18 protein-coding genes are annotated in these 21735 nt (G+C 71.1%); 7 read left to right on the plus strand and 11 right to left on the minus strand.

Going from position 1 to position 21735, the window contains the following annotated elements; genetic code table 11:
- The first annotated feature begins 4 nt into the window (after positions 1-4).
- Both IE185_RS15555 and IE185_RS15560 read left to right on the plus strand, forming a co-directional pair.
- Entirely contained in the window at positions 5-430 is a 426-nt protein-coding gene (locus tag IE185_RS15555) for a VOC family protein (protein WP_138899027.1), read from the plus strand.
- A 195-nt stretch (positions 431-625) separates the two neighbouring features.
- Complete coding sequence (locus IE185_RS15560) at positions 626-838, plus strand: hypothetical protein (RefSeq protein WP_138899026.1); 213 nt, start codon at positions 626-628, stop codon at positions 836-838.
- Positions 839-864: 26 nt separating this feature from the next.
- Here the strand turns inward: IE185_RS15560 and IE185_RS15565 are convergent, their stop codons facing one another.
- Together IE185_RS15565 and IE185_RS15570 are read right to left on the minus strand one after the other, a co-directional pair.
- Positions 865-1704, minus strand: coding sequence for a DUF2637 domain-containing protein (locus tag IE185_RS15565; RefSeq protein WP_229843531.1), 840 nt, complete (start codon positions 1702-1704; stop codon positions 865-867).
- Positions 1697-2047, minus strand: coding sequence for a hypothetical protein (locus IE185_RS15570; protein ID WP_189715349.1), 351 nt, complete (start codon positions 2045-2047; stop codon positions 1697-1699). The genes IE185_RS15565 and IE185_RS15570 overlap by 8 nt, the downstream gene beginning before the upstream one ends.
- Before the next feature lie 499 nt (positions 2048-2546).
- On the opposite strand from IE185_RS15570, the gene IE185_RS15575 reads away from it, so the two are divergent.
- Positions 2547-2990 carry a flavin reductase family protein gene (locus tag IE185_RS15575; protein WP_138893880.1) on the plus strand — a complete coding sequence of 148 codons (444 nt, stop codon included), beginning with the start codon at positions 2547-2549 and terminating at the stop codon, positions 2988-2990.
- 101 nt (positions 2991-3091) lie between these two features.
- On the opposite strand, the gene IE185_RS15580 is transcribed toward IE185_RS15575, so the two are convergent.
- The 7 genes from IE185_RS15580 to IE185_RS15610 all read right to left on the minus strand — a co-directional run bounded on the left by IE185_RS15580 (position 3092) and on the right by IE185_RS15610 (position 10751).
- Complete coding sequence (locus IE185_RS15580) at positions 3092-3916, minus strand: endonuclease I family protein (RefSeq protein WP_138893876.1); 825 nt, start codon at positions 3914-3916, stop codon at positions 3092-3094.
- A gap of 166 nt (positions 3917-4082) precedes the next feature.
- A complete protein-coding gene (locus IE185_RS15585; RefSeq protein ID WP_138893875.1) occupies positions 4083-4670 on the minus strand; it encodes a cysteine hydrolase family protein in 588 nt (195 codons plus the stop codon).
- A gap of 31 nt (positions 4671-4701) precedes the next feature.
- Positions 4702-6981 (minus strand): MMPL family transporter, encoded by a 2280-nt coding sequence (locus IE185_RS15590; protein ID WP_138893874.1) that lies wholly within the window; start codon positions 6979-6981, stop codon positions 4702-4704.
- 216 nt (positions 6982-7197) lie between these two features.
- Entirely contained in the window at positions 7198-8376 is a 1179-nt protein-coding gene (gene istB, locus IE185_RS15595; protein ID WP_138893873.1) for an IS21-like element helper ATPase IstB, read from the minus strand.
- Positions 8377-8542: 166 nt separating this feature from the next.
- The gene (locus tag IE185_RS15600) at positions 8543-9376 is read right to left on the minus strand and encodes a class II glutamine amidotransferase (RefSeq protein ID WP_138893872.1); all 834 of its coding nucleotides are present in this window, start codon (positions 9374-9376) and stop codon (positions 8543-8545) included.
- Positions 9377-9447: 71 nt separating this feature from the next.
- A complete protein-coding gene (locus tag IE185_RS15605) occupies positions 9448-10143 on the minus strand; it encodes a L,D-transpeptidase (RefSeq protein WP_138893871.1) in 696 nt (231 codons plus the stop codon).
- 200 nt (positions 10144-10343) lie between these two features.
- The gene (locus IE185_RS15610; protein WP_138893870.1) at positions 10344-10751 is read right to left on the minus strand and encodes an ATP-binding protein; all 408 of its coding nucleotides are present in this window, start codon (positions 10749-10751) and stop codon (positions 10344-10346) included.
- A gap of 289 nt (positions 10752-11040) precedes the next feature.
- Between IE185_RS15610 and IE185_RS15615 the strand changes: the two genes are divergently transcribed.
- Together IE185_RS15615 and IE185_RS15620 are read left to right on the plus strand one after the other, a co-directional pair.
- A complete protein-coding gene (locus tag IE185_RS15615) occupies positions 11041-11835 on the plus strand; it encodes a restriction endonuclease (protein WP_138893869.1) in 795 nt (264 codons plus the stop codon).
- 84 nt (positions 11836-11919) lie between these two features.
- The gene (locus tag IE185_RS15620; RefSeq protein WP_138893868.1) at positions 11920-12810 is read left to right on the plus strand and encodes an RNA polymerase sigma factor SigF; all 891 of its coding nucleotides are present in this window, start codon (positions 11920-11922) and stop codon (positions 12808-12810) included.
- A gap of 37 nt (positions 12811-12847) precedes the next feature.
- Here the strand turns inward: IE185_RS15620 and IE185_RS15625 are convergent, their stop codons facing one another.
- Together IE185_RS15625 and IE185_RS15630 are read right to left on the minus strand one after the other, a co-directional pair.
- Positions 12848-13273, minus strand: coding sequence for an STAS domain-containing protein (locus IE185_RS15625; RefSeq protein WP_138893867.1), 426 nt, complete (start codon positions 13271-13273; stop codon positions 12848-12850).
- 4 nt (positions 13274-13277) lie between these two features.
- Positions 13278-14756 carry a PP2C family protein-serine/threonine phosphatase gene (locus IE185_RS15630; RefSeq protein ID WP_138893866.1) on the minus strand — a complete coding sequence of 493 codons (1479 nt, stop codon included), beginning with the start codon at positions 14754-14756 and terminating at the stop codon, positions 13278-13280.
- Positions 14757-15068: 312 nt separating this feature from the next.
- Here IE185_RS15630 and IE185_RS15635 point away from each other — a divergent pair, with 312 nt between their 5' ends.
- Positions 15069-19373 (plus strand): HAMP domain-containing protein, encoded by a 4305-nt coding sequence (locus IE185_RS15635; protein ID WP_138893865.1) that lies wholly within the window; start codon positions 15069-15071, stop codon positions 19371-19373.
- A complete protein-coding gene (locus IE185_RS15640; protein WP_138893864.1) occupies positions 19370-21694 on the plus strand; it encodes a SpoIIE family protein phosphatase in 2325 nt (774 codons plus the stop codon). The genes IE185_RS15635 and IE185_RS15640 overlap by 4 nt, the downstream gene beginning before the upstream one ends.
- The last annotated feature ends 41 nt before the right edge of the window (positions 21695-21735 follow it).

Raw genomic sequence — 21735 nt, forward strand, 5'->3', positions numbered from 1 at the left:
AAGTATGAATACAGACGACCCGAACATCCTGGCCAGGGGACGCGTGGCGACCAGGCTGCCGGCGCAGGACCTGGACCGGGCACGGCGCTTCTACGCCGAACGGCTCGGACTTGAGCCCGTCGACGAGCGGCCCGGCGGGCTGCTGTACCGGTGCGGAGGCACGGAGTTCGCGCTGTTCGATTCGACGGGGGCCTCGCCCGGCACCTTCACGCAGATGGGATGGCAGGTCGACGACATCGAGACCGTGGTGGCAGTGCTCGGACAGCGTGGCGTGGTGTTCGAAGAGGTCGACGTGCCCGGCCTCCGTACGCAGGGCGGGATCGCCGAGATCGACGGGAACTACCGGAGCAAGGGCGCCCGGAGGGAGCGTGCCGCCTGGTTCCGTGACAGCGAGGGGAACCTGCTCGGCATCGGCGAGCCGGTCGTCTGAGCGGAGCCGTCCCCAGCAATGCGCCGGCGACGTCCCTCCCCTGTCGCGCCGGGACCCGCAGGCAGGCCGTAAACCTCCGACTTCCGGTTTTCGTCCGGGTGGCCTACGCCGATTCGCCCCTTCAGACGCGACCGCTTCTCATGGAGACAGCGAGCGGGCCGGTCCCGCTCGCCGTGAGTGCAGAAAGGCACGCCGATGTACGAGATGCGCGCCGAGTCGACAGTCGGCAGAGGCGAACTGATCTGGCACGTCATCCGCAAGGATGTGGCCCCCAGCGCTCTGTGCGGGCGCTTCCTGGCGCAGGTCTCCCCGACGGCGCTGCTCGCCCAGATCGAGGCGGCGGCGGAACGCTACTGCCCCTCCTGCATGACCGCGTTCAGCTCGGCGGTCCGCAGTCACGGCCGCTGAGCGGCTGTCCCCCGTGTGCCCCGCCGCTACGTCGGCGGCCGGTTCTGGCCGGCGGAGCGCTGGGGCGCGGACGTGGGGCTGCGGTGGCGGGGGGCGGCTTGCCGGGGTGGCCTGGTGAGGGTGATCTGCCGGACGAGCTGCTGGAAGCAGGCGAGGGCGGCGAGTGACGGGAGGGCGGCCGCCGCCACGTCCACGACGGTTCGAGGCGCCTGGGAGACGCACAGGAGTATCGAGACCGTGGAGAAGAGGAGTACGACGGTCCACGAGTGCACGGCGCGGCGCTGGTGCAGCGCGGCGCGCAGGATGGACAGGGACGCGACCATCCAGGGCCCGTAGACCAGCACCGGCCACCACGTGACCGCGTCCTTGGCGGTGCGGTACCGGGCGAGATGGCGCAGGGGATCGTACGTCACCATGCCGCCGAACACGCACACCATGGAGACGATGACGGCGGCGAGCGCGGCGAGGAAGAAGCTGATCGTCCGCAGGGCGCCGGCCGTGCGTTTTCGTGACAGGGCGCGGCGACGCCGGCGGGGCGCGGACCGCACGGCGGGCAGCTCGGCCGTGATCCGCGTCAGACCTTCGAGGGGAGCGTCGGCGTCGGCGACCGGCGGCGCGTCGGGGTCGGCGGACGGGGCGTGGCCGCTCGGGTCGTGGTCGCTCTGGATGGCCTCCTGGAGGAGGTGGGCGAGTTCTTCCGCCGGGTCCCAGGGCATGTCGAGGGGGCCGAGAGGATCGAGCGGGGCAGGCTGCTCGTTCCAGAATCCGGCCTGCGGATATCCATCGGCCGGCTTCGACCAGGCGGCAGTGGACCCTGGACCGTCGGGCGGTCCCACGCGGCTGTGGCGGCCGCGCCCGTCATGCATGACGCTGCCCGCCCGGCTGACCGCGATGCCCGCCCGGGGCTTCGGCGGCGCCCGACAGCGTGGCGAATTCGGCCTCGATGCGCCCCAGCTCCGCCAGGAGGTGTTCGAGGAGCGGGGACGAGTACCGCAGGTCGATACAACGGTCCTTGTCGTGCAACGTCGCGTTCGCTTCCTGCGCGAAGCGAAGGCGTACGGGGGGTGTGAAGACCCACTCCCCCATCCGAACGGCGGGGGCGCCGACATCACTCCTGGAACTGATCAAGCGCGGCACGGGCATGTCGGCCCGCTTTGCTTTCGTCATATTCCGCCCAACGGTGATGGCGTTAGGCAGGATGCGCGGCATCTGGGTGATTGGGAGGCATATGAGTGGTCACTACCGGGTGGTTTATCGGTTCCGCAGCGACCCTTTGGTGTAAGGTGCCCCCTCCCCGCTGACGACCCACCTCAGGGTCGGGCCGCCGTCCCCCTTGCCGGGGCGTGAACCGGCCGGAAGCGGTGAGCAGGGGCGATCACGTGCGGCCGGGCCCGGAGGCGTCCGGCTGTCGAGCCGTCACCAACCTATGGCGCGCACCCGCCGCGGACGGCAGGCCGGTCCGGCGGGCCGGAAGTGCGCCGGGGGCGCACGGAGGCATTCCTTCGCACCGCTCGTGCGGAGGAATGCGCCGGTCGCCGGGTGCCCGTCGCGGGCTGCCGGTGCCGGGTCCGCCGGTCACCGCCGTCCGTCGCCGGTGCCGCCTGCGGCGGGGTGGAGTCCCCGTGGCCCGCCCGGGGACAGCGGCTGCTGGACGCGATAGCCTCCCCCCGTGGAGTTCGACACGTTCACCGATCTGCTCGACTACCCCATGTACCTGGTCACCGCCGCGACGGCGGACGAGCGGGCGGGATGCCTGGTGGGGTTCGCCTCCCAGAGTTCGATCGACCCGCCCCGGTTCGTGGTGTGGCTGTCCAGGGCCAATCACACGTACCGCGTGGCACGCCGGGCCTCGCATCTGGGCGTCCACCTGCTGCGGCGCGAGGACAAGGCGCCGGCCGCGCTGTTCGGCGGCGAGACGGGCGACAGCGTCGACAAGTTCGCGCGCGCCGCGTGGCGGCCGGAGGCCGGCGGCACACCGGTGCTCGACGAAGCGTGCGCGTGGTTCGTCGGACGCGTACGTGAGCATTTCGACGGCGGGGACCACGTGGGTTTCCTGCTGGAGCCGGTGGCCTGCTCTCCGCGCCCGCACGGCCGTCCTCAGCTGCTCGCCTTCACCGACGTCACCGACCTGACGCCGGGCCATCCCGCCTGACCGCGCGCTTCCGGGCCGCAGCGAGGCGTGCCACGGGGGCGGTCCCGGCGGCCGGACCCACTGCATGGAGCGGGCCCGGCGGCCCCGGCGCGACGGCCGGACTACCAGATGGACTCGACCCACTCGGGATGGTCGATGAACGGGTTCCTGTTGTGCTGGTAGGTGCTGAAGATGACCTCGTTGCGGCGCTGCTCGAACGCGTCCGGCGGGTCCTGCAGCGACCACTGCTTCAGGACGCTGAGGCGGCCGATCGCCGGCAGGGAGCCGTTGCCGACCCGGTCGTTGGGTTCGAGGTCGGCGTAGCCGTCGCCGCCGTCGTACCGTACCGCCATGTAGAGGATCATGCGGGCTACGTCGCCCTTGACGGCGTTGCGCGGCTCGAAGCTGTCGGCGTCGGTGTAGTTGCCCGTCGCGCCGGACACGGCGCCGCCGCCGTTGTCGAAGTCCTTGTTGCCGCGGATGCTGTTGACGGTGACGTCCTCGGGCCGCAGGTGGTGCAGGTCGGTGCCGGGGCCGGTGGAGGTGCCGAAGTCGCCGTGGGACTTGGCCCAGACGTGCTCGCGGTTCCAGTCGCCGGTGTTGCCGCCGTTGCGGGTCTTGGCGATGGACTTGCCCGTGTACAGCTCGATGACGTTGGCCGAGTTGGCGGGGTCCTGGTCGGTGTTCTTCAGCGCCGTCCAGACCTGGTCGTACGAGACGGTCGACTGCGAGCTGACGATCGTGTGCAGCGTGCTCTTGAGCGCGGCTCCGGTCTTGCCTGCCGCGGCCGCGTAGTAGGAGCCGGGGTCCGGGGCCGCGGCGACGGCGGTGGTCGCGTGGTCGGTGTTCACGGCGGGGCCGGCCTGCGTGGGGGATGCTGCGACCATGCCTATGGAGCCGGCCGCGACCAGGGCGGCGGCCCATCTCAGGCTGATACGACGGGACATGGGGATGGTGTCCTCTCATGGATGCCCGATGGGGCGGGCGATCACGACGGTGGTCGGACCCTTCCACGCCACGGGCAACTTCGGATGACATCCACGCAACAACCACAATTCAAGATCACAACTGTTCACAGTCGCTCACAGGACCTTGGCGTCGTCCGTCGCCGTGTCAGCGGACGGGCGGCGAGGGAAGGGCCGTGAAGGTGACGTCCGTGGCGCGAGGGACTATCTCGACCTCGTCGCCCAGAGCCCATTCGGCCACCCGCGAGACCGTGGCAGCCGGGACGGCGTCGCTGATGCCCGGCGCCGCCGGGATGTTCTGCGTGGCGTGGGCGTCGTGCGGCATGACGACCCGGAACCCGAGCGCCAGGGCCGTGCGGGCCGTGGCCAGTACGCACATCTCCGACATCATCCCGCAGACGGCCAGGGCCCGTACCCCCGCGTCCGTCAGGAGGTTCGCCAGCGACGTCCCTTCGAAACCGTCGTCCTCGGCCTTGCGTATCACCACCTCCGTGGGTCCCGGCACGATCGGGTGGTGCAACTCCCACCCCGGCGTACGGGGCTCGTCGTCCGCTCCGGGCGCGCCGTCGTTCTGGACGTGGACGACGAGCGCCCCGCTCCGCCGCGCCCGTGCGATCAGGTCCGCCGTACGGTCCAGGAGGCGGGCCGCGTCGGGTACGGCTCCGTCACCGCGGACGAACGCCGACTGGACGTCCACAACGAGCAGGGCCTCTACGGGATTCACGTCATCGTTCATGCCCGCCATGATGGCGGCCGGCGCCGCGAGGTCACACCGGTTTTCGCACCGGCCCCGGCGCGGGCGGCGGCTCCCCCTCGGCGTTGACGTGCGGCAGCACCCGGTCCAGCCAACGGGGCGTCCACCAGGCGGCCTTGCCCAGCAGCGTCATCGCGGCGGGCACCAGCAGCAGGCGCACGACCGTGGCGTCGATGAGGACGCTGGCCGCCAGCCCGAGGCCGAGCATCTTCACCACGATGTTGTCGCTGACGATGAAGGCCGCGAACACACTGACCATGATCAGCGCCGCGCAGGTGATGACCCGCGCGGTGATCTCCAGCGCGTGCGCGACACTCGCCCCGGGGTCACCGGTGCGCAGCCACGCCTCGTGGACGCGGGACAGCAGGAAGATCTCGTAGTCCATGCTGAGACCGAAGACGATGGCGAACATCATCATCGGTACGTAGCTCTCGATGGGCACCTCGCCCGAGACGCCGAGCGCGGGACCGCCCCAGCCCCACTGGAAGACCGCCACCACGACGCCGTAGGAGGCCGCGATCGACAGGACGTTGAGCACGGCCGCCTTGACCGCGACGAGCACGCCGCGGAAGACGACCAGGATGACGAGGAACGCGAGACCGACGACCACGGCGATGATCAGCGGCAGCCGGCTGGAGACGATGTCGAGGAAGTCCACCTGGGCGGCGGTCGTGCCCGTCACGTACGTCTTGGCGTCGGTGCCGGAGACCGCCTGCGGCAGGACGTCGTCCACCAGACGGTTGACCAGTGCGGTGGTCCTCTCGTCCTGCGGAGCGGCCACCGAGTACGCCGTGCCGATCAGCACGTCGCCGTCCGAGGTGGGCTGGAGCGGGGTGATGACCGCGGCGTCGGGCACGTTGCTCAGGGCGCTCTTCGCCGCGTCGGCGAGCGAGGGCCGGTCGGCCTGCGGGACGGCGGACTGATCGATGACGAGCGTCATCGGGCCGTTCGAACCGGGCCCGAACGCCGACGACATCAGGTCGTAGGCGCGCCGGTCGGTGAACGACTTCGGGTCGGCCCCGTCGCCGATGTGCCCCAGCTGGATGAACAGCAGCGGAATCGCGAGGACGGCCAGGACCACGACGCCGGACGCCATGAACCACCACGGGCGGCGCTCCACCCGCTGGGCGTACCGGTGCCAGGTGCCGTGCGCCTCCTCGCCCGGCTCCGCGCCGGTCTCGGCGACGGGTCTGCGGACGCGGAGCTTGTCGATCCGCCGGCCGGCCAGCCCCAGCACGGCCGGGACGAGGGTGAGGGCGCCGAGCACGGCCGTGACCACGGTGACCGCCGCGGCGAGGCCCAGCTTCCCGATGAAGCCGATCCCGGAGACCCACAGGCCCGACAGGGCGATGACCACCGTGCAGCCGGAGACCAGTACGGCCCGGCCACTGGTCGCCGCCGCCATCCCGGCCGCCGTCACGGGATGCTGCCCGTTCATCAGGTTCTGGCGGTGGCGCGTGATGAGGAAGAGCGCGTAGTCGATGCCCACGCCGAGGCCGATCATCGTGGCGAGCGTCGGTGAGACGGTGGCGAAGGTGAACGCGGCGGCCAGGAAGCCGAGGAGGGCCAGTCCGCAGACCACGGCGATCAGCGCGGTCACCAGCGGAAGGCCCGCCGCGAGGACGCTGCCGAAGCCGATCAGGAGCACCACGATCGCCACCGCGAACCCGATGGCCTCGCTGGTGCGGTCGTCCGCCTCGGGCCGGGCCAGTTCGCCCAGCGGTCCGCCGTACTCGACCGTCACGTCGGCCGCGCGCAGCGGCTGCACCGCCTGGTCCACACCGTCGAGGTAGGAGGACCCCAGGGTGGAGGGCTGGACGTCGAACCGGACGGTGATGTACGCCGTCTTCCCGTCGCTGGAGTAGGGGCCGAAGTTCCGGCCGCCGGTGGGAGGGGTGGTGCCGGGCGCCGGCAGGGGGTTCTGGACGCTGAGCACGTGGGGCAGCTTCTCCAGGTCCGCCGCCACGGTCGCCATCTGACTGCTGACGCCGGTGAGCGCCTTCGGGGCGTGGAGCACGATCTGCGCGCCGTAACCTCCGGCGGCGGGGTCGTGCGCCCGCAGGACGTCGAGACCGTCCTGCGACTGGGAACCGGGCAGGGAGAAGTTGTCGGAGTACGAGCCGCCGTGCGACCGCTCCAGCACCTGCAGGCCGACGAGCGCGGCCAGCCAGAGCACGACGACGGTCACGCAGTGGCGGGCACACCACTCGCCGAGGCGCCGCAGCACGCCCCGGGAGCGCGGTGCGGCGGGGCGCTGCTCGGGGCTGTCGGCCGCCGAGTGGGACGATGGCATACGTTCTCCCGTCGACCGCCGTCGCTGCCGGCGCGGTCCGTGCCGCGTACGCGGCTCCTGGCGAGCGACGCACCGTACTGCCCACAGTGAAGACGCCACCGGCCCGCGCGGCACGTCCGCCGGGGAGAACGGGTGACGCCCCGGCCGGCCCGCCGGGGAACCGTTCTCGTACGGGCCGCCGCCCACCGGTGAACGCCCGCCAGTGCACCCGTGCCGTCAGAGAACCGTCCCCTCGCGACCCGCGACGGCGGCGGCGAGCCCCCGGGTGCGGTAGCTGTCGGCGTCGAGGGTGACCACCTCGGCGTGATGGGCCAGGCGGTCGACCGCCGCCGACGCGATCCCCGCGTCACCGAAGACCTCCTCCCAGCGGCCGAACGGCCGGTCGCTGGTGACGATCAGCGAGGCCCGCTCGTAGCGGTGCGAGACGAGCTGGAAGAGGAGGTGGGGCGCCTCGTCGTCCAGGGGCGCGTAACCGACTTCGTCCACGATCAGCACCGGATACTCGTCCAGCCGTGCGAACTCCTTCGCGAGGCGGCCCGCGGCCTTCGCCTCGCCGAGGCGGGCGGCCCACTCGGCCGCCGTGGCGAACAGCACCGGGTGTCCGGCCTGGCACGCCCGCAGGCCCAGCGCGACGGCCAGGTGTGTCTTACCGGTGCCGGGAGCGCCGAGAAGCACCACATTGCGGTGGCCGGCGACGAAGTCGGCCTTGCCCAGCCGGGCGAGGGTCTGCGGGCCCGGCGACCGCAGGAGACCGTCGTCGAACATCTCCAGGGTCTTGCGCGCGGGGAACCCGGCCGCCTCGATCCGCGCTTCGGCCGCGGAACCCGCTTCGTCCGGCGTGTGGTCCCGCTGCCGGGGCAGGACGACCGGTTGCGGCGCGGGGGCGGCCTGCCCCCGGTGCTCGTGCGAGGCCATGGGGCCGGACATGTAGGCGAGGATCGCCGCCGAGGCGATGAAGGCCATGTGGATCACGGTGCCCCAGAGCAGGTCGTGCTGGGGTGTGTGGTGGACGTCCACGAACATCTGCAGCAGGTGCACCGACGAGATGCCGACGATGGCGGTGGCCAGCTTCACCTTCAGGACGTTGGAGTTGACGTGCGAGAGCCACTCCGGCTGGTCGCGGTGGCCCTGGAGCCCGATCCGGGAGACGAAGGTCTCGTACCCTCCGACGATCACCATGATCAGCAGATTGGCGATCATCACGACATCGACGAGTTTGAGGACGGCGAGCATGACATGGGTCTCGTCGGCCCGCCCGCTGACGACGTGGTCGATGAGATGCCACAACTCGTTGAAGAACTTGTAGACGTAGACCCCCTGAGCGGCCACCAGACCGAAATACAGCGGGGCTTGGAGCCATCGGGTGGCGAACAGCGCGCAGCCGAGCGTCATCATGGTCGATGGGGATGTGACAGGGCGGGACACAGAACCTCCGGCCGTGGGAGAGATTCGTATTCTTGTGGGCCACGGCCGAAAATCTGAATTGGCACCACCCGTTGGGGTTAATGGAATTCCAGTAGGACAGCCCGGGATGTGCGGGGAGCGGCGCCGTCAGTGCCCGTCACACCGGCTCGGGGGCGAAGGACATCAGCACGTCCTCGCCGGGCTGGACGACGGCGCAGCTGCCCTCGGGCAGTTCGTTCCACGCGCCCGGCAGGTCGCCCAGTGGCTCCGAGACGATGAGGCGCGTCTCGGGAGAGACGTCCTTGAGGAACGCGAGGTCGGGGTGGAGCGCCCGTACGGTGGCCTCGCGGGTGCTGTAGAACAGCGACCGCGACGGCTGCCGGCTCGAGTACCGGAACGCCCACAGTCGCTCACTGTCGGTCACCGCGATCGTCATCTGGAGCGGGAACTCCACCCCGTGCTCCCGGCCCATCCCCTCGACCAGCCCGGCCATCCGCGCGACGGCGCCCGGGGCGTCCTGGTCCAGGCCGAGGGTGATGGCCAGGTAGAACATCACCTCCGAGTCCGTCGAGCCTTCGAGCGAGGAGAACAGCGCCGGGTCGATGGCCATGGACAGGTCGCGCCGTATCCGGTGGAAGTCGGTGATGGCACCGTTGTGCATCCACATCCACCGGCCGTGCCGGAAGGGGTGGCAGTTCGTCTGCTGCACGGCCGTGCCGGTCGAGGCGCGTACGTGGGCGAAGAACAGCGGTGAGCGGACGTGGTCCGCGATCTCCTGAAGGTTGCGGTTGTTCCAGGCCGGGCCCGTGTCCCGGACGATGGCGGGCGTGCCGGCGCCGGATCCGTACCAGCCGATACCGAATCCGTCGCCGTTGGTCGTCTCCACGCCCAGCCGCGAATGGAGGCTCTGGTCGATCAAGGAGTGAGCGGGCTTGTACAGGATGTCACCGAGGAGAACGGGTGTTCCGGAGTAGGCAAGCCATCGGCACATGGAGAGCACTCCCTGCCTCGACGCAGTTTCTCCTCGCGGGTGCCCCGCACGCTCGCCGGGAAACGGGTCGCTCAGGTGCCGGGCTTGCGCCCGTAGACGAAGACGTCGTCGCCGTTGCGGAGCATGCTCCAGTACTTCGAGGCGTCCTTCTTGGTCATGTTCACGCACCCGTGTGAGCCGGGGGGCGCCCAGACGCTGATGCCGACGGAGTGGAACGCCTGGCCGCCGTCGAAGAACTGGCTGTACGGCATCGGCACGTCGTAGATGCTGGAGACGTGGTCGATGTTGCGCCAGTAGATCTTCTTCGGACCGGTCCTGGTCTCGTACCCGTCGCGGCCGGTGCGCACAGGAACCGGTCCGTACTTCAGCTCCCTGCCGTCCTGGATCCAGCTGAGCTGGAGGGTCAGGTCGACGCAGGCGATGCGGCCCTTGTTCGTCGGGCACTTGCCGGCCCGGTTCGGGTTCGTCCCGACGGCCTTCTGCTTGTTCATGAGGTCCATGACGCCCCAGGTGACGGGGCCCGCGAATCCGGCGTTCGGACTGATCGAGTGCTTCGTCTGGAATGCTTGGATCGCCCTGCAGTCGGCTGCCGACTGCCGCCCGTCCACCGGGCGGCCGAGGAACTTCTCGACCTGCTTCTGATAGGCGCCGGTCTGTGTCGTGCACGAGGCGGCCTGGGCAGGCGTACTGCCCATGGCTACGGTGAGCGGGGCCACCAGCGCGGTAATTCCGGCTGCGACCATTCCTCTTCGGCGTATGTCCCTCACTGCTGCCCCTCCTTGTGCACCCGTGCGCTTCACGTTTCGCCTAATAGACGGCGGAAAAGCGGCCGCAGTTGCACGCGGAAAGGAGACAGTTCGGTAACCATGGCCGGGCTCGGCCAGACGGTCCGGCGCGGACGCTCGCACAGAACGACACAAACGCGACACCGCCGTCTCGTCTTGGCGGCGTGACGGGACGGGGGCGTTCAGTTCGGCGGCTCGGTGACGGTGGCGGGCACCAGGGCCCAGACGTGCTTGCCGTCCGCGTGCGTCTCGACGCCCCATCGGGAGGCCAGTCGGTCCAGTATGTGCAGCCCGAACCCGCCCGCTGCGGCCTCGGGGTCGGGAACGCGGGGTTCGGGCGGGTTCGGACTGGCGTCACGGACGGTCAGGCGGACGCCTTCCGAGGTCGGGTCGAGCCGGAGCCAGGCGTCCGTACCGGCGTGCCGATGGGCGTTGGTGACCAGCTCGGAGACGAGGAGAACCACGACCTCGACGCGTTCGGGCGGCCAGCTCCACGACTCCAGCGCCTCCCGGGCGAGATCCCGGGCGTGACCGAAGGCGCCCGGCCCCTGGGCGATGCACCAGCCATGGCCGGCGGCGGCGTCAGACATCGCTCTCGCATGTCCGTCTGGAAGTGATCACGCCCATGGGCCCCTCGGCCGAACTCGGATTGTCGGTCAAAGGCTACGGGATCGACGGCTGATCCCGTCAGGTTCTCGCGGCGCCCACCTCACACCCGCCTTTCGCCGCCCCTTTCCCCGGCTCCCTTGCCCCTGCCGCCTCGCCAACTCGCCCGCGCCCGGGGGCGGTCGGGCGTCCGACTGTTGAAACGGGCGGGCCGGGGCACACGGCAGCCATGAATGATCTTCACATCGGCGCAACCAGGGGGGACCGTCGCATATGACCACATCGGTGCGCAGGCCGGGGCGGATCCGGCGGAGAGCGGCCTTCAGCCTCCGGCAGACGATCCTGTGCTTCGGCCTCGTCGCCATCGTGCTGTGCGGCGCGGGCCTCACGCTGAGGCTCGCCATACGCACGGCCGACAGCCGCCCGCTGTTCGCCGTCGTGATCGCCGTCGTCCTGGCCGGCGCGGTGGCGGCCCTGCGGAACGTGCGCGGGCGCCGCAGGGCGGCCCGCGTCACCGACGCCGTCGTCGAGGCCACGTACGAGATCGCCGGGAGCGCGCCGGTCCAGGAGGAGCGGCAGGGCGATCCCGCGGCCGCCGTGATCACGGAGGCCGGGACGGCCGACATGGAGGTCCCCGTCGAGACCTTCGCGGCCACGGACTACGCCGCCATGGACCCGGTGGAGTTCGAGCAGGCCGTCGCCGCGCTCTGTGAGCGGGACGGCTGCCGGGACGTCCGCGTCGTGGGCGGAGCGGGGGATCTCGGCGCCGATGTGGTGGGCACCACGCCCGACGGACGGCGCGTCGTCATCCAGTGCAAGCGCTACGGCCCCATGAACAAGGTCGGCTCCCAGGACGTCCAGCGCTTCGGCGGCACGTGCTTCGCGGTCCACGAGGCGCACGTGGCGGCCGTCGTGACCACCGGCGAATTCACCCAGCCCGCCGCCGAGTACGCCGAGCAGTGCGGGATCCTCTGTGTCGACCACGCGGGGCTCGTGGCCTGGACCGACGGCACGGGTTTCGCCCCCTGGGAGGCGGAGGTGAGCGCTCCGTCGGGAAACTGCCCCTGATCCCATGCCGAACGGAATGAATACAAAATCGAAGCAAGGGCACACCGTCGTGGGAAACAAGCACTACCAGGGGAGGACACAGACATGACAGCGACTTCCGCCCAGGCCGCCGACACCGATCGGATGGAGGCCGCGGCCCCCTCCGATGTCGGCTCACCGGCCGGTGCCGAGGAGTTGCCTTGGATAGAGGACGCGGGGAAGGTCGCCCCGAAGGACGCTCGAGCACTGTCGAAGCTGTTCTTCGAGCGGCTCCAAGTCCTTGAAGAGGGCACGCACGAGTACCAGTACGCGCGCAACACCCTGATCGAGATGAACCTCTCCCTCGTACATTTCTCCGCGCGCCGGTTCCGCAACCGGGGCAGCGGTGAGATGGAGGACATCATCCAGGTCGGGACGATCGGTCTGATCAAGGCCATCGACCGGTTCGACCTGTCGCGCGAGGTCGAGTTCACGAGCTTCGCGCTCCCCTACATCATCGGGGAGATCAAGCGCTTCTTCCGCGACACGTCGTGGGCCGTGCACGTGCCCCGGCGACTGCAGGAACTGCGGGTCGAGCTCGCCAAGGCCAAGGAGCGTCTCGCCGTCGACCTCGGCCGTGAGCCGACCGTCAAGCAGCTCGCCGAGCACCTGAACCTCAGCGAGGAAGAGGTCATCGAGGGCATCGTCGCCTCGAACGGCTACATGGCGGGCTCCCTGGAGACCCCCAATGACGGCGGGGACAGCGGCGACGGGGCGCGCAGCGTCGCCGACGTCCTGGGCGAGCCGGACCCCGCCATGGAGACGATCGAGGACCTGCACACGCTGGCCCCTCTCCTGGACCAGCTCGACGACCGGGAGCGTCGCCTCATCGAGATGCGCTTCGGCCAGGAGCTGACACAGTCCCAGATCGGCGAGCAGCTCGGCGTCTCGCAGATGCAGGTCTCACGCCTCCTCAGCCGCACGCTCGCCAAGCTCCGGGCAGGCATGTTCGCCTGACTGCCCGCCCCGCGCGGGGCGACGGCGCCCCGGGCTCCTACGGGCCCTCCTGCGGGGCGGCCACGGCCCGCAGGTGCCGTCCGGACGGAGGATCCGCCGCCGCGCCATGAGCCGCACCGTGTGCGCTCATGGCCGCGGCGGCGTCCGCGTGGGCGGGCAGCAGCCGGCTGACGCCCGTCAGGTCCAGGAGCCGGGCCAGCCGGTCGGGAACCGCGGCGAGGGCGAGGGACCCGCCGGTCTCCTTCGTGCAGCGCAGAATGCCGATCAGCGCGTTGAGGCCCGAAGAGTCGCAGAAGGCGACCGGCGCCAGGTCGAGGATCAGGTGGAGGTTGCCCTGGCGGCTGAGTTCCAGGGCGCGGTCGCGCAGCTCCGGGGCCGTGGTGAAGTCGATCTCGCCCGTCACGGTGAGCAGGGCGAGGGCGCCGTCGAACTGCTGGACGGCGAAGCTGAGGCTGCGAGGCACCACGTCAGTCCTTCCGGCCGGCCGCGCCGGCGTCGTCGGCGGGCAGCGGCCGGGCCGAGGTGCGCGCGCTCACGCTCACACCGGGCCCGCCCGCGTCCTGCGGGGGTACGGACAGGGCGAGCAGAGCGACATCGTCTCCGGCGTCCTGCGGGAGTTCCTGGATGAGGGCGACGGCGTCCTCGACCAGCGCGGTGGCGTCGGCGGGGCCGGTGCGGCGGGAGAGGAAGTCGGCCACGCCGCTCTCTCCGAGCATCGTTCCGTCGGCCAGGCGGGCTTCGGTGAGCCCGTCGGTGTAGAGCAGCAGCCCCTGGCCGGGCTCCAGGTGGACGGTGCGCGAGGCGAAGGCCGCCTGCTCGAAGGCGCCGACCAGCATCCCTCCCCTGAGGTGTACCGGGTCGACGCGCACCCCGCCGCCCGGTCGTGCCCGTACGTGGTAGGCGGGCGGGTGCCCGCCGGACGCCATGGTGACGTCGAATCCCGCGCCGGCCGCCGGTTCGAGGAATCCGAACAGGCAGGTGCAGAACCGGCTGCCGATGGAGGCGTCGAGCAGCAGGGCCGCGTTCAGCGCGGACAGTACCGCTTCCGGGTCGTCGTGGTGCTGGGCGGCCGCGCGCAGCGTGTAGCGCGTCAGGGAGGTGACTACGGCGGCCTCGGCACCCTTGCCGCACACGTCGCCGAGGAAGAACGCCCAGCGCTCCCGGCTCAGCGGGAAGACGTCGTAGAAGTCGCCGCCGACGTCCTGCGGGGAGGCCGTCTGATAGTGGCAGGCCAGTTCGAGCCCGGGAACCGTCGGCAGCGCCGGAGGCAGCAGGGTCCGCTGCAGCGTCGAGGCGAAGTCCGCGAGGGCCGCCTTGTCCCGCTCGGCGCGCGTGCGGGCCGCCTGTTCGACCCTGCGCCGGTCCTGTTCCACGCGTACCGCGCGCAGCGCCGAGAGCCTCAGTTCCATCTCGCCGAGGACGATCGCGGCCAGATCCGCCAAGGTCGCCATGTCGTCGTCGCTGATCACCCGGGGCCGGGTGTCCAGGATGTTCACGGTGCCCAGGCGGTGGCCGTCGGGCGTGGTGATCGGAGCCGCGGCGTAGAAGCGCACCCCCATCGCGCCCGCGACGAGCGGGTTGGAGCACGCCACGGGGTCGGCGAGCGTGTCGGGGATCACCGTCGTGCCGTCCTTGAGGATCGCCGAGGCGCACAGTCCGGGGTCGCGCCCGATCTGCCGCACCCCGTCGAGTCCGCTGGCGGCCTTGAACCAGATGCGGTCGCTGTCGACGATGGCAACCGTCGCCACCGGGACGTCGAAGAGCCGGGACGCCAGCGCCGCCACCCGGTCGAACGCCCCCTCGGGCGGGGTGTCGAGGATGTCGTAGCGCCGTACCGCCTCCAGGCGGGCCGCCTCCCGCCGGGCCGCCTCCCGCTCCGGGCCGGCCGGGGAGGGCCCGGGTACCGCCGCCGCTCCCGGCGAAGGCGCCGGTACCGATGCTGGCATCCTGAAGCTCTTCCCGTTCCGCCGGCCTCCGTACGCCCGACGACACGGAGACCCTACGCCAGGTCCGCCGGGCGCCGTCCGTCCCACAGGTCGCCCCAAGGCCCGCGAAGGACTCCTCGTCGCGGGGTTTTGGCCGGCTCCCGGACGTACAGAAACCACTTCGGGACCGGCGGCGCACCAGAATGCTTGCCGCACAGCAACTGTGGCAGGATTAGCCTGGCCGTACATCCGGACCATTCGGCCGCGATGCGCACGACCGGCCCCATGTCGGTCGGTCCACGGGGACTTGCAGAACGAGGGGCGGGAAACAGAATGACTGTGGGCCAGGGGCAGGGGAAGCGCGCCGCGGTGCGGGTGCGCGACGCCGAGCGGGGCAGCGCGGCAGGGGCCGTGGGCGAACCGGAGCTGCGTCAGCTGCTCGCCGGGCTCACCGCCGTGCGCGACGGCGACTTCGGCACCCGGCTGCCCGCCGACAGCGAGGGGCTCCTCGGGGAGATCGCCACCGTCTTCAACGGCATGGTCGACCAGCTGTCGCTCTTCACCTTCGAGGTGACGCGGGTGGCCCGCGAGGTCGGCACCGACGGCCGGCTCGGCGGCCAGGCGCACGTGCCGGGCGTGGACGGTACGTGGAAGGACCTCACGGACTCCGTCAACGCCATGGCGGGGAACCTGACGACCCAGGTGCGGGACATCGCGCAGGTCGCGACCGCCGTCGCCCGGGGCGACCTGTCCCAGAAGATCACGGTGGACGCGCGCGGCGAGATCCACGCGCTGAAGAAGACCATCAACACCATGGTCGACGAGCTGTCCGCGTTCGCCGACGAGGTGACCCGGGTGGCCCGCGAGGTCGGAACCGACGGCCGGCTCGGCGGCCAGGCGCAGGTGCCCGGGGTCGGCGGAACCTGGCGCGACCTCACCGATTCGGTGAACTTCATGGCCGGGAACCTCACGGCGCAGGTACGGTCCATCGCCCAGGTCGCCACCGCCGTCGCCCAGGGCGACCTCACCCGCAAGATCGACGTCGACGCGCGCGGCGAGATCCTCGAACTCAAGACGACCATCAACACCATGGTCGACCAGCTCTCCGCGTTCGCCGCCGAGGTGACCCGCGTGGCCCGCGAGGTCGGCACGGAGGGGCGGCTCGGCGGCCAGGCGGACGTCAAGGGCGTCTCGGGCACGTGGAAGGACCTCACCGAGTCCGTGAACGTGATGGGCGACAACCTGACCGCACAGGTGCGGTCCATCGCCCAGGTCACGACCGCCGTCGCCCAGGGCGACCTCTCCCAGAAGATCCGGGTGGACGCGCGCGGCGAGATCCTGGAGCTGAAGGAGACCATCAACACGATGGTCGACCAGCTCTCGGCGTTCGCGGACGAGGTCACCAGGGTCGCGCGCGAGGTGGGCACCGAGGGGAACCTGGGCGGCCAGGCCACCGTGCGGGGTGTCTCGGGCACCTGGAAGGACCTCACGGACAACGTCAACGTCATGGCGTCCAACCTCACCAGCCAGGTGCGGTCCATCGCCCAGGTCGCCACCGCCGTGGCCCGCGGCGACCTCTCCCAGAAGATCACCGTCGAGGCGAAGGGCGAGGTCGCCGCGCTCGCCGGTGTGATCAACACCATGGTGACCACGCTCTCCGCGTTCGCGGACGAGGTGACCCGGGTGGCGCGCGAGGTGGGCACCGAGGGCATCCTCGGCGGTCAGGCGCAGGTACCCAACGTCGCGGGCACCTGGAAGGACCTGACCGAGAACGTCAACTCGATGGCGAACAACCTCACCGACCAGGTCCGCAACATCGCGCAGGTGACCACCGCCGTCGCCCAGGGCGACCTCACCCGCAAGATCGACGTCGACGCGCGCGGCGAGATCCTCGAACTCAAGACGACCATCAACACCATGGTCGACCAGCTCTCCTCCTTCGCCGCCGAGGTCACCCGCGTGGCCCGCGAGGTCGGCAGCGAGGGCCGCCTCGGCGGCCAGGCCGAGGTCGAGGGCGTGTCCGGCACGTGGAAGCGCCTGACGGAGAACGTGAACGAGCTGGCGGGCAACCTCACCCGGCAGGTGCGTGCCATCGCCGAGGTCACCGGCGCCGTGGCCGAGGGCGACCTCACCCGTTCCATCACGGTGGACGCGTCCGGTGAGGTGTCCGAGCTCAAGGACAACATCAACTCCATGGTGGAGTCGCTGCGCGAGACCACCCGGGCCAACCAGGAACAGGACTGGCTCAAGACCAACCTCGCGCGCATGTCGGGGCTGATGCAGGGCCGGCGCGACCTCAAGGTCGTGGCCGAGCTCATCATGGACGAGCTCACCCCGCTCGTCGGCGCGCAGTACGGCGGCTTCTACCTCGCCCAGGAGCGGGGCGGCGTCAGCGAGCTGGAACTCATCGGCTCGTACGGTCATCCCGGCGACGCCTCGGACACCCCGCGCCCGGTGCGCTTCCGGTTCGGGCAGTCGCTGGTCGGGCAGGCGGCGCGCAGCCGCCGTACGATCGCGATCGACGATCTGCCGGCCGGTTACATCACGATCTCCTCGGGGCTCGGGTCCACCGATCCCGCGAGCCTGATCGTGCTGCCCATCGTGGTCGAGGGCCAGGTCCTGGGCGTGATCGAGCTGGCCTCGGTCACCGCGTTCACCCAGGTGCACCGCGACTTCCTGGACCAGCTGATGGAGACCGTCGGGGTCAACGTCAACACCATCGTGGCGAATGCCCGCACCGACGAGCTGCTCGGCGAGTCCCAGCGCCTCGCCGCGGAACTCCAGGCCCGCTCCGGGGAGCTCCAGGTGCGCCAGGAGGAGCTCCAGAACTCCAACGCGGAGCTGGAGGAGAAGGCCGCCCTCCTCGCCTCGCAGAACCGTGACATCGAGACGAAGAACCTGGAGATCGAGCAGGCGCGCCAGGAACTGGAGGAGCGCGCGCGGCAGTTGTCGCTGGCCTCCAAGTACAAGTCGGAGTTCCTGGCCAACATGAGCCACGAGCTGCGCACCCCGCTCAACAGCCTGCTGATCCTCGCCCAGCTCCTGTCGCAGAACCCGGCCCGCAACCTCACGCCCAAGCAGGTGGAGTACGCGGGCATCATCCACTCGGCCGGTTCGGACCTGCTCCAGCTGATCAACGACATCCTGGACCTGTCGAAGGTCGAGGCCGGGAAGATGGACATCAGTCCGGAACGCGTCTCGCTGCGCCGCCTGCTGGACTACGTGGAAGCGACCTTCCGGCCGATGACGGCCCAGAAGGGGCTCGACTTCCGTATCAGCGTCGCGCCCGGTGTCCCCACCGACCTGATCACGGACGACTCCCGGCTGCGGCAGGTCCTGCGCAACCTGCTTTCCAACGCGGTCAAGTTCACCGAGGAGGGGGCTGTCGAACTGCGGATCGCCCCGGCCGCCGAGCCGGACGTGCCCACGCAGGTGCGCGAGCACGGTCCGGCCCTGTCCTTCCGTGTCCTGGACACCGGCATCGGCATCGCCGAGCCGCAACTCGAAGCGATCTTCGGCGCCTTCCAGCAGGCGGACGGCACGACCAGCCGCAAGTACGGCGGTACGGGCCTCGGCCTGTCGATCAGCCGGGAGATCGCGCACCTCCTCGGCGGAGCCATCCAGGCGACCAGCGTCCTCGGCGAGGGCAGCACGTTCACCCTCCACCTCCCGGTGGCGAGGTTCGAGGAGCGCGAGCCCTCGGTCACGGACGAGGACGCGCAGCAGCCGCTGGCGGTGTCCGCGCCGCATCTCATCCCCGCCCAGCGCCGACTGCTCGTGATAGAGGACAGGCCGCGGGGTCTGCTCTCCCTCGTCGCCGAGAGCGCCGTCGCCGAACTGGCCGAGAACCAGAGCCTCGTGGACGCCCGCGGGCCGGTGCGGCTGCGTACCGCCGTGGGACCGGAGGAGGCCGCCGCCGCGCTCGCCGCGGAGCCGTGCCACTGCGTGGTCCTGGGGCTCGACATGGCCGGTGGCGCCGCCATGCAGCTGCTGGAGGCGCTGAACGGCGATCCCGCGCTGCGTCAGGTGCCGGTGCTCGCCCACCACACGCGCCGCCTGGACCAGCAGCAGGAACGGCGGCTGCTGGAACTGGCCCGTATGAAGCCCCTGGAACTGCTGCCCAGCCTCGACGAGCTGCGGGAGCGCATCGCGCTGCACCTGACGGCCGAGCGGCCGTCCGACGTGCTGCCGCTGGCCAGATCGGCGGACTCCGCGGCGCTGACGGCCTCCCCGCTGGAGCTGGACGAGAGCCCGGACGGCCAGTTGGCGGGCCGCGTGGTCCTGGTCGTCGACGACGACGCCCGCAACGTCTACGCGCTGACGGGGATCCTGGAGATGCACGGCATGCAGGTGCTGCACGCCGACAACGGCCGCAAGGGTCTGGAGACACTCTCCCGGCACGGCCAGGTCGAGCTGATCCTCATGGACGTGATGATGCCCGAGATGGACGGTTACGCCGCGACTGCCGCGATCCGTGCCATGCCCGAGCACGCCGACCTGCCGATCATCGCCGTGACGGCCAAGGCCATGGAGGGCGACCGCGAGAAGAGCCTGGCCGCCGGGGCGAACGACTACATCACCAAGCCGGTCGACGCCGACGTGCTCGTGGCCTGCATGCTCCGCTGGCTCAACCGGTGACGCGGCACAACCAGCGGCTCGACGCGCTCGCCGCCACGGTGGAGCAACTGCGCCAGGACCTCGCCCTGGCGCAGGAGTCCACCGACGCCCGAGCCCTGATCGGGATCGCGACCGGCATCCTCGTCGAGCGCGGTCACGGCGGGCCGACGGAGGCCGCGCAGCACCTGGAGACGCTGGCGGAAGCCGCCCGGCTGCCGCTGCTGGAACTCGCGGCGGACGTGGTCAACGCCGCGTCCGGTGACGCAGTCACCGACGTGCTGCCGCCGACCGCGCGCAACGCCGACAGGCGGGGGGCACCCGGGGCGGTGCTGCGGCTGCGGGCCGCGGAGGCCGGATCGCTGTCCAGCGATCCGCAGTCCGCCGCGGAGTCGCTGCTCGACCAGGCGCTGGCCCCGCTCGGCGCGGACGCGCTGGCGCTGTGGGCGGCGGGGCAGGACGGCGCCCTGGTCCTGGCGGGCCACGCCGGCTTCCCGCGCGGGGAGGCCGAGCGGTGGCGGTACGTCCCGCCGGGCGTCGGAACGCTCGCGCAGCGGGTGCTGGGCGAACGCAAGCCGCAGTGGTACGGCAGCCTGCCCGCCGGCACGCTCGGCATCGGCGGGCGCACCGCCGGGGCCCGGGCCGTCCTGCCCGCCGAGAGCGCCGGCCGCATCCTCGGCGTACTGGAGATCTGCTGGCCGCACCCGCAGCCTCCGCTCACGCCCGCCACCACCCGGCAGCTCGACGCGCTGGCCGGCCTGTGCGCGCACACGCTGCCGGGCGCGGACATGGACGGAAACGCCACGGACCAGCGCCCCGACGACGCCGTGAACGCGCTGGGCGAGCTCGCGGACGGGCTGCTCGACCCCGCCCTGGTGCTCCTTCCGCTGATCGACGGCCAGGACGCGGTGTCGGACTTCCGCATCGCGCACACCAACGCCCACTTCACCGACCTGGCGGGACGTCCGCGCAGCGCGGTCACCGGCATGAGCCTGCTGGAGGCGTACCCGCTGACCGCCCGCGAGGGCGGCCTGTACGAACACGTGGTGCGGGTCCACGCCACGGGGGAACCGTTTCGCTCCCAGCGGATGGCGCTGGGCACGCTGGTGGCCGACGTGCCGCTCAGCACGGTCGCCTCGGTGGGGATGGCCCGGTTCGGCGATGGCGTACTGCTGACCTGGCGTGTCGAGAGCGAGACGACGCGGCTGGCCGAACTGCTCCAGCACGCGCAGCGGCTGGGACGGATCGGGGGTTTCGAGGAGAACCTCGTCAACCGTCAGGTCATATGGAACAGCCAGCTGTTCTCCCTGTTCGGACTGCCGCCGACCTCCTCCCCCGTGCCTCTGGAACGGCTGCACAAGCACGCCCACCCGGACGACTCGGTGGCCATCGGCCGCTTCCTGCGCACCCTGATGCACCACCGGCACTCCGCCTCCACCGCCTTCCGGCTGCAGCGCGCGGACGGTGTGGTGCGCCACATCCGTATCGTCGCCGAACCCGTCACCGGACCTGTCGGGCAGCTGGTCGCCGTCCGCGGGGCGTACCAGGACGTCTCCTCCCAGCACTGGACAGAGGTCGCGCTGGCCGCCACCCGTGACCGGCTCGCCGACTCGGAGCAGCAGTCCGCCGAACGCAACCGTCTCGCCCTGCAGTTGCAGCAGGCGATCATGCCGCCCTCTCCCCCGGCGGTCGACACGTCCGGACTGCGGGTCGCCGTGCGCTACCGGCCGGCCGAGGAGGGCCACCTGGTGGGCGGCGACTGGTACGACGCGGTCGTGCTGCCCTCCAAGATGGTGATGCTGGCGGTGGGCGACGTCGCCGGGCACGGCATCAAGGCGGCGACCGGCATGGTCGTACTGCGCAACGCCCTGCGGGGCCTCGCCGCGACGGGCGCCGGGCCGGCGCAGCTGCTCGGCTGGCTGAACTCCGTGGCCCATCACCTGACCGACCAGGTGACGGCCACGGCGATCTGCGGCATCTACGACCCCGACACGCGGCAGTTGCGGTGGGCGCGCGCCGGGCATCCGCCGCCCGTACTGGTGCGCGACGGCGAGGCCACCGCGCTGCCGCTGCCGGGCGGCATCCTGCTCGGGGCCATGCCGGAGGCGCCGTACGAGGAACACCTCGTCACGCTGAAGGCGGAGGACCGGCTGCTCATGTACACCGACGGGCTGATCGAGCGGCGCGACCTCTCGGTGCAGCAGTCGCTGGAGCACCTGTTGTCGATCGCCCAGGGGCCGGCCACGGAGGCCGAGGAGCTCGACAAGTACCTGGACGAGCTGCTGACCCACAGCCGCTCGGACACCGACGACGACACGTGCCTGATCGGTGTGCATCTGCGGTGACTTGAATCTCCCGCAGGGGGAGTTCCTAACGTCGCGGTGAG

Origin of the sequence: Streptomyces chryseus (assembly GCF_014650755.1) — a bacterium.
Classification (GTDB): domain Bacteria; phylum Actinomycetota; class Actinomycetes; order Streptomycetales; family Streptomycetaceae; genus Streptomyces; species Streptomyces chryseus.

What these genes read in the sequence shown, in the direction of transcription:
- IE185_RS15555 (WP_138899027.1), top strand. Translation starts at nt 5, where the DNA reads ATGAATACAGACGACCCGAACATCCTGGCCAGGGGACGCGTGGCGACC.
- IE185_RS15560 (WP_138899026.1), top strand. Translation starts at nt 626, where the DNA reads ATGTACGAGATGCGCGCCGAGTCGACAGTCGGCAGAGGCGAACTGATC.
- IE185_RS15565 (WP_229843531.1), bottom strand. Translation starts at nt 1,704, where the DNA reads ATGCATGACGGGCGCGGCCGCCACAGCCGCGTGGGACCGCCCGACGGT.
- IE185_RS15570 (WP_189715349.1), bottom strand. Translation starts at nt 2,047, where the DNA reads ATGCCGCGCATCCTGCCTAACGCCATCACCGTTGGGCGGAATATGACG.
- IE185_RS15575 (WP_138893880.1), top strand. Translation starts at nt 2,547, where the DNA reads ATGTACCTGGTCACCGCCGCGACGGCGGACGAGCGGGCGGGATGCCTG.
- IE185_RS15580 (WP_138893876.1), bottom strand. Translation starts at nt 3,916, where the DNA reads ATGTCCCGTCGTATCAGCCTGAGATGGGCCGCCGCCCTGGTCGCGGCC.
- IE185_RS15585 (WP_138893875.1), bottom strand. Translation starts at nt 4,670, where the DNA reads ATGAACGATGACGTGAATCCCGTAGAGGCCCTGCTCGTTGTGGACGTC.
- IE185_RS15590 (WP_138893874.1), bottom strand. Translation starts at nt 6,981, where the DNA reads ATGCCATCGTCCCACTCGGCGGCCGACAGCCCCGAGCAGCGCCCCGCC.
- istB (WP_138893873.1), bottom strand. Translation starts at nt 8,376, where the DNA reads ATGATGACGCTCGGCTGCGCGCTGTTCGCCACCCGATGGCTCCAAGCC.
- IE185_RS15600 (WP_138893872.1), bottom strand. Translation starts at nt 9,376, where the DNA reads ATGTGCCGATGGCTTGCCTACTCCGGAACACCCGTTCTCCTCGGTGAC.
- IE185_RS15610 (WP_138893870.1), bottom strand. Translation starts at nt 10,751, where the DNA reads ATGTCTGACGCCGCCGCCGGCCATGGCTGGTGCATCGCCCAGGGGCCG.
- IE185_RS15615 (WP_138893869.1), top strand. Translation starts at nt 11,041, where the DNA reads ATGACCACATCGGTGCGCAGGCCGGGGCGGATCCGGCGGAGAGCGGCC.
- IE185_RS15620 (WP_138893868.1), top strand. Translation starts at nt 11,920, where the DNA reads ATGACAGCGACTTCCGCCCAGGCCGCCGACACCGATCGGATGGAGGCC.
- IE185_RS15630 (WP_138893866.1), bottom strand. Translation starts at nt 14,756, where the DNA reads ATGCCAGCATCGGTACCGGCGCCTTCGCCGGGAGCGGCGGCGGTACCC.
- IE185_RS15635 (WP_138893865.1), top strand. Translation starts at nt 15,069, where the DNA reads ATGACTGTGGGCCAGGGGCAGGGGAAGCGCGCCGCGGTGCGGGTGCGC.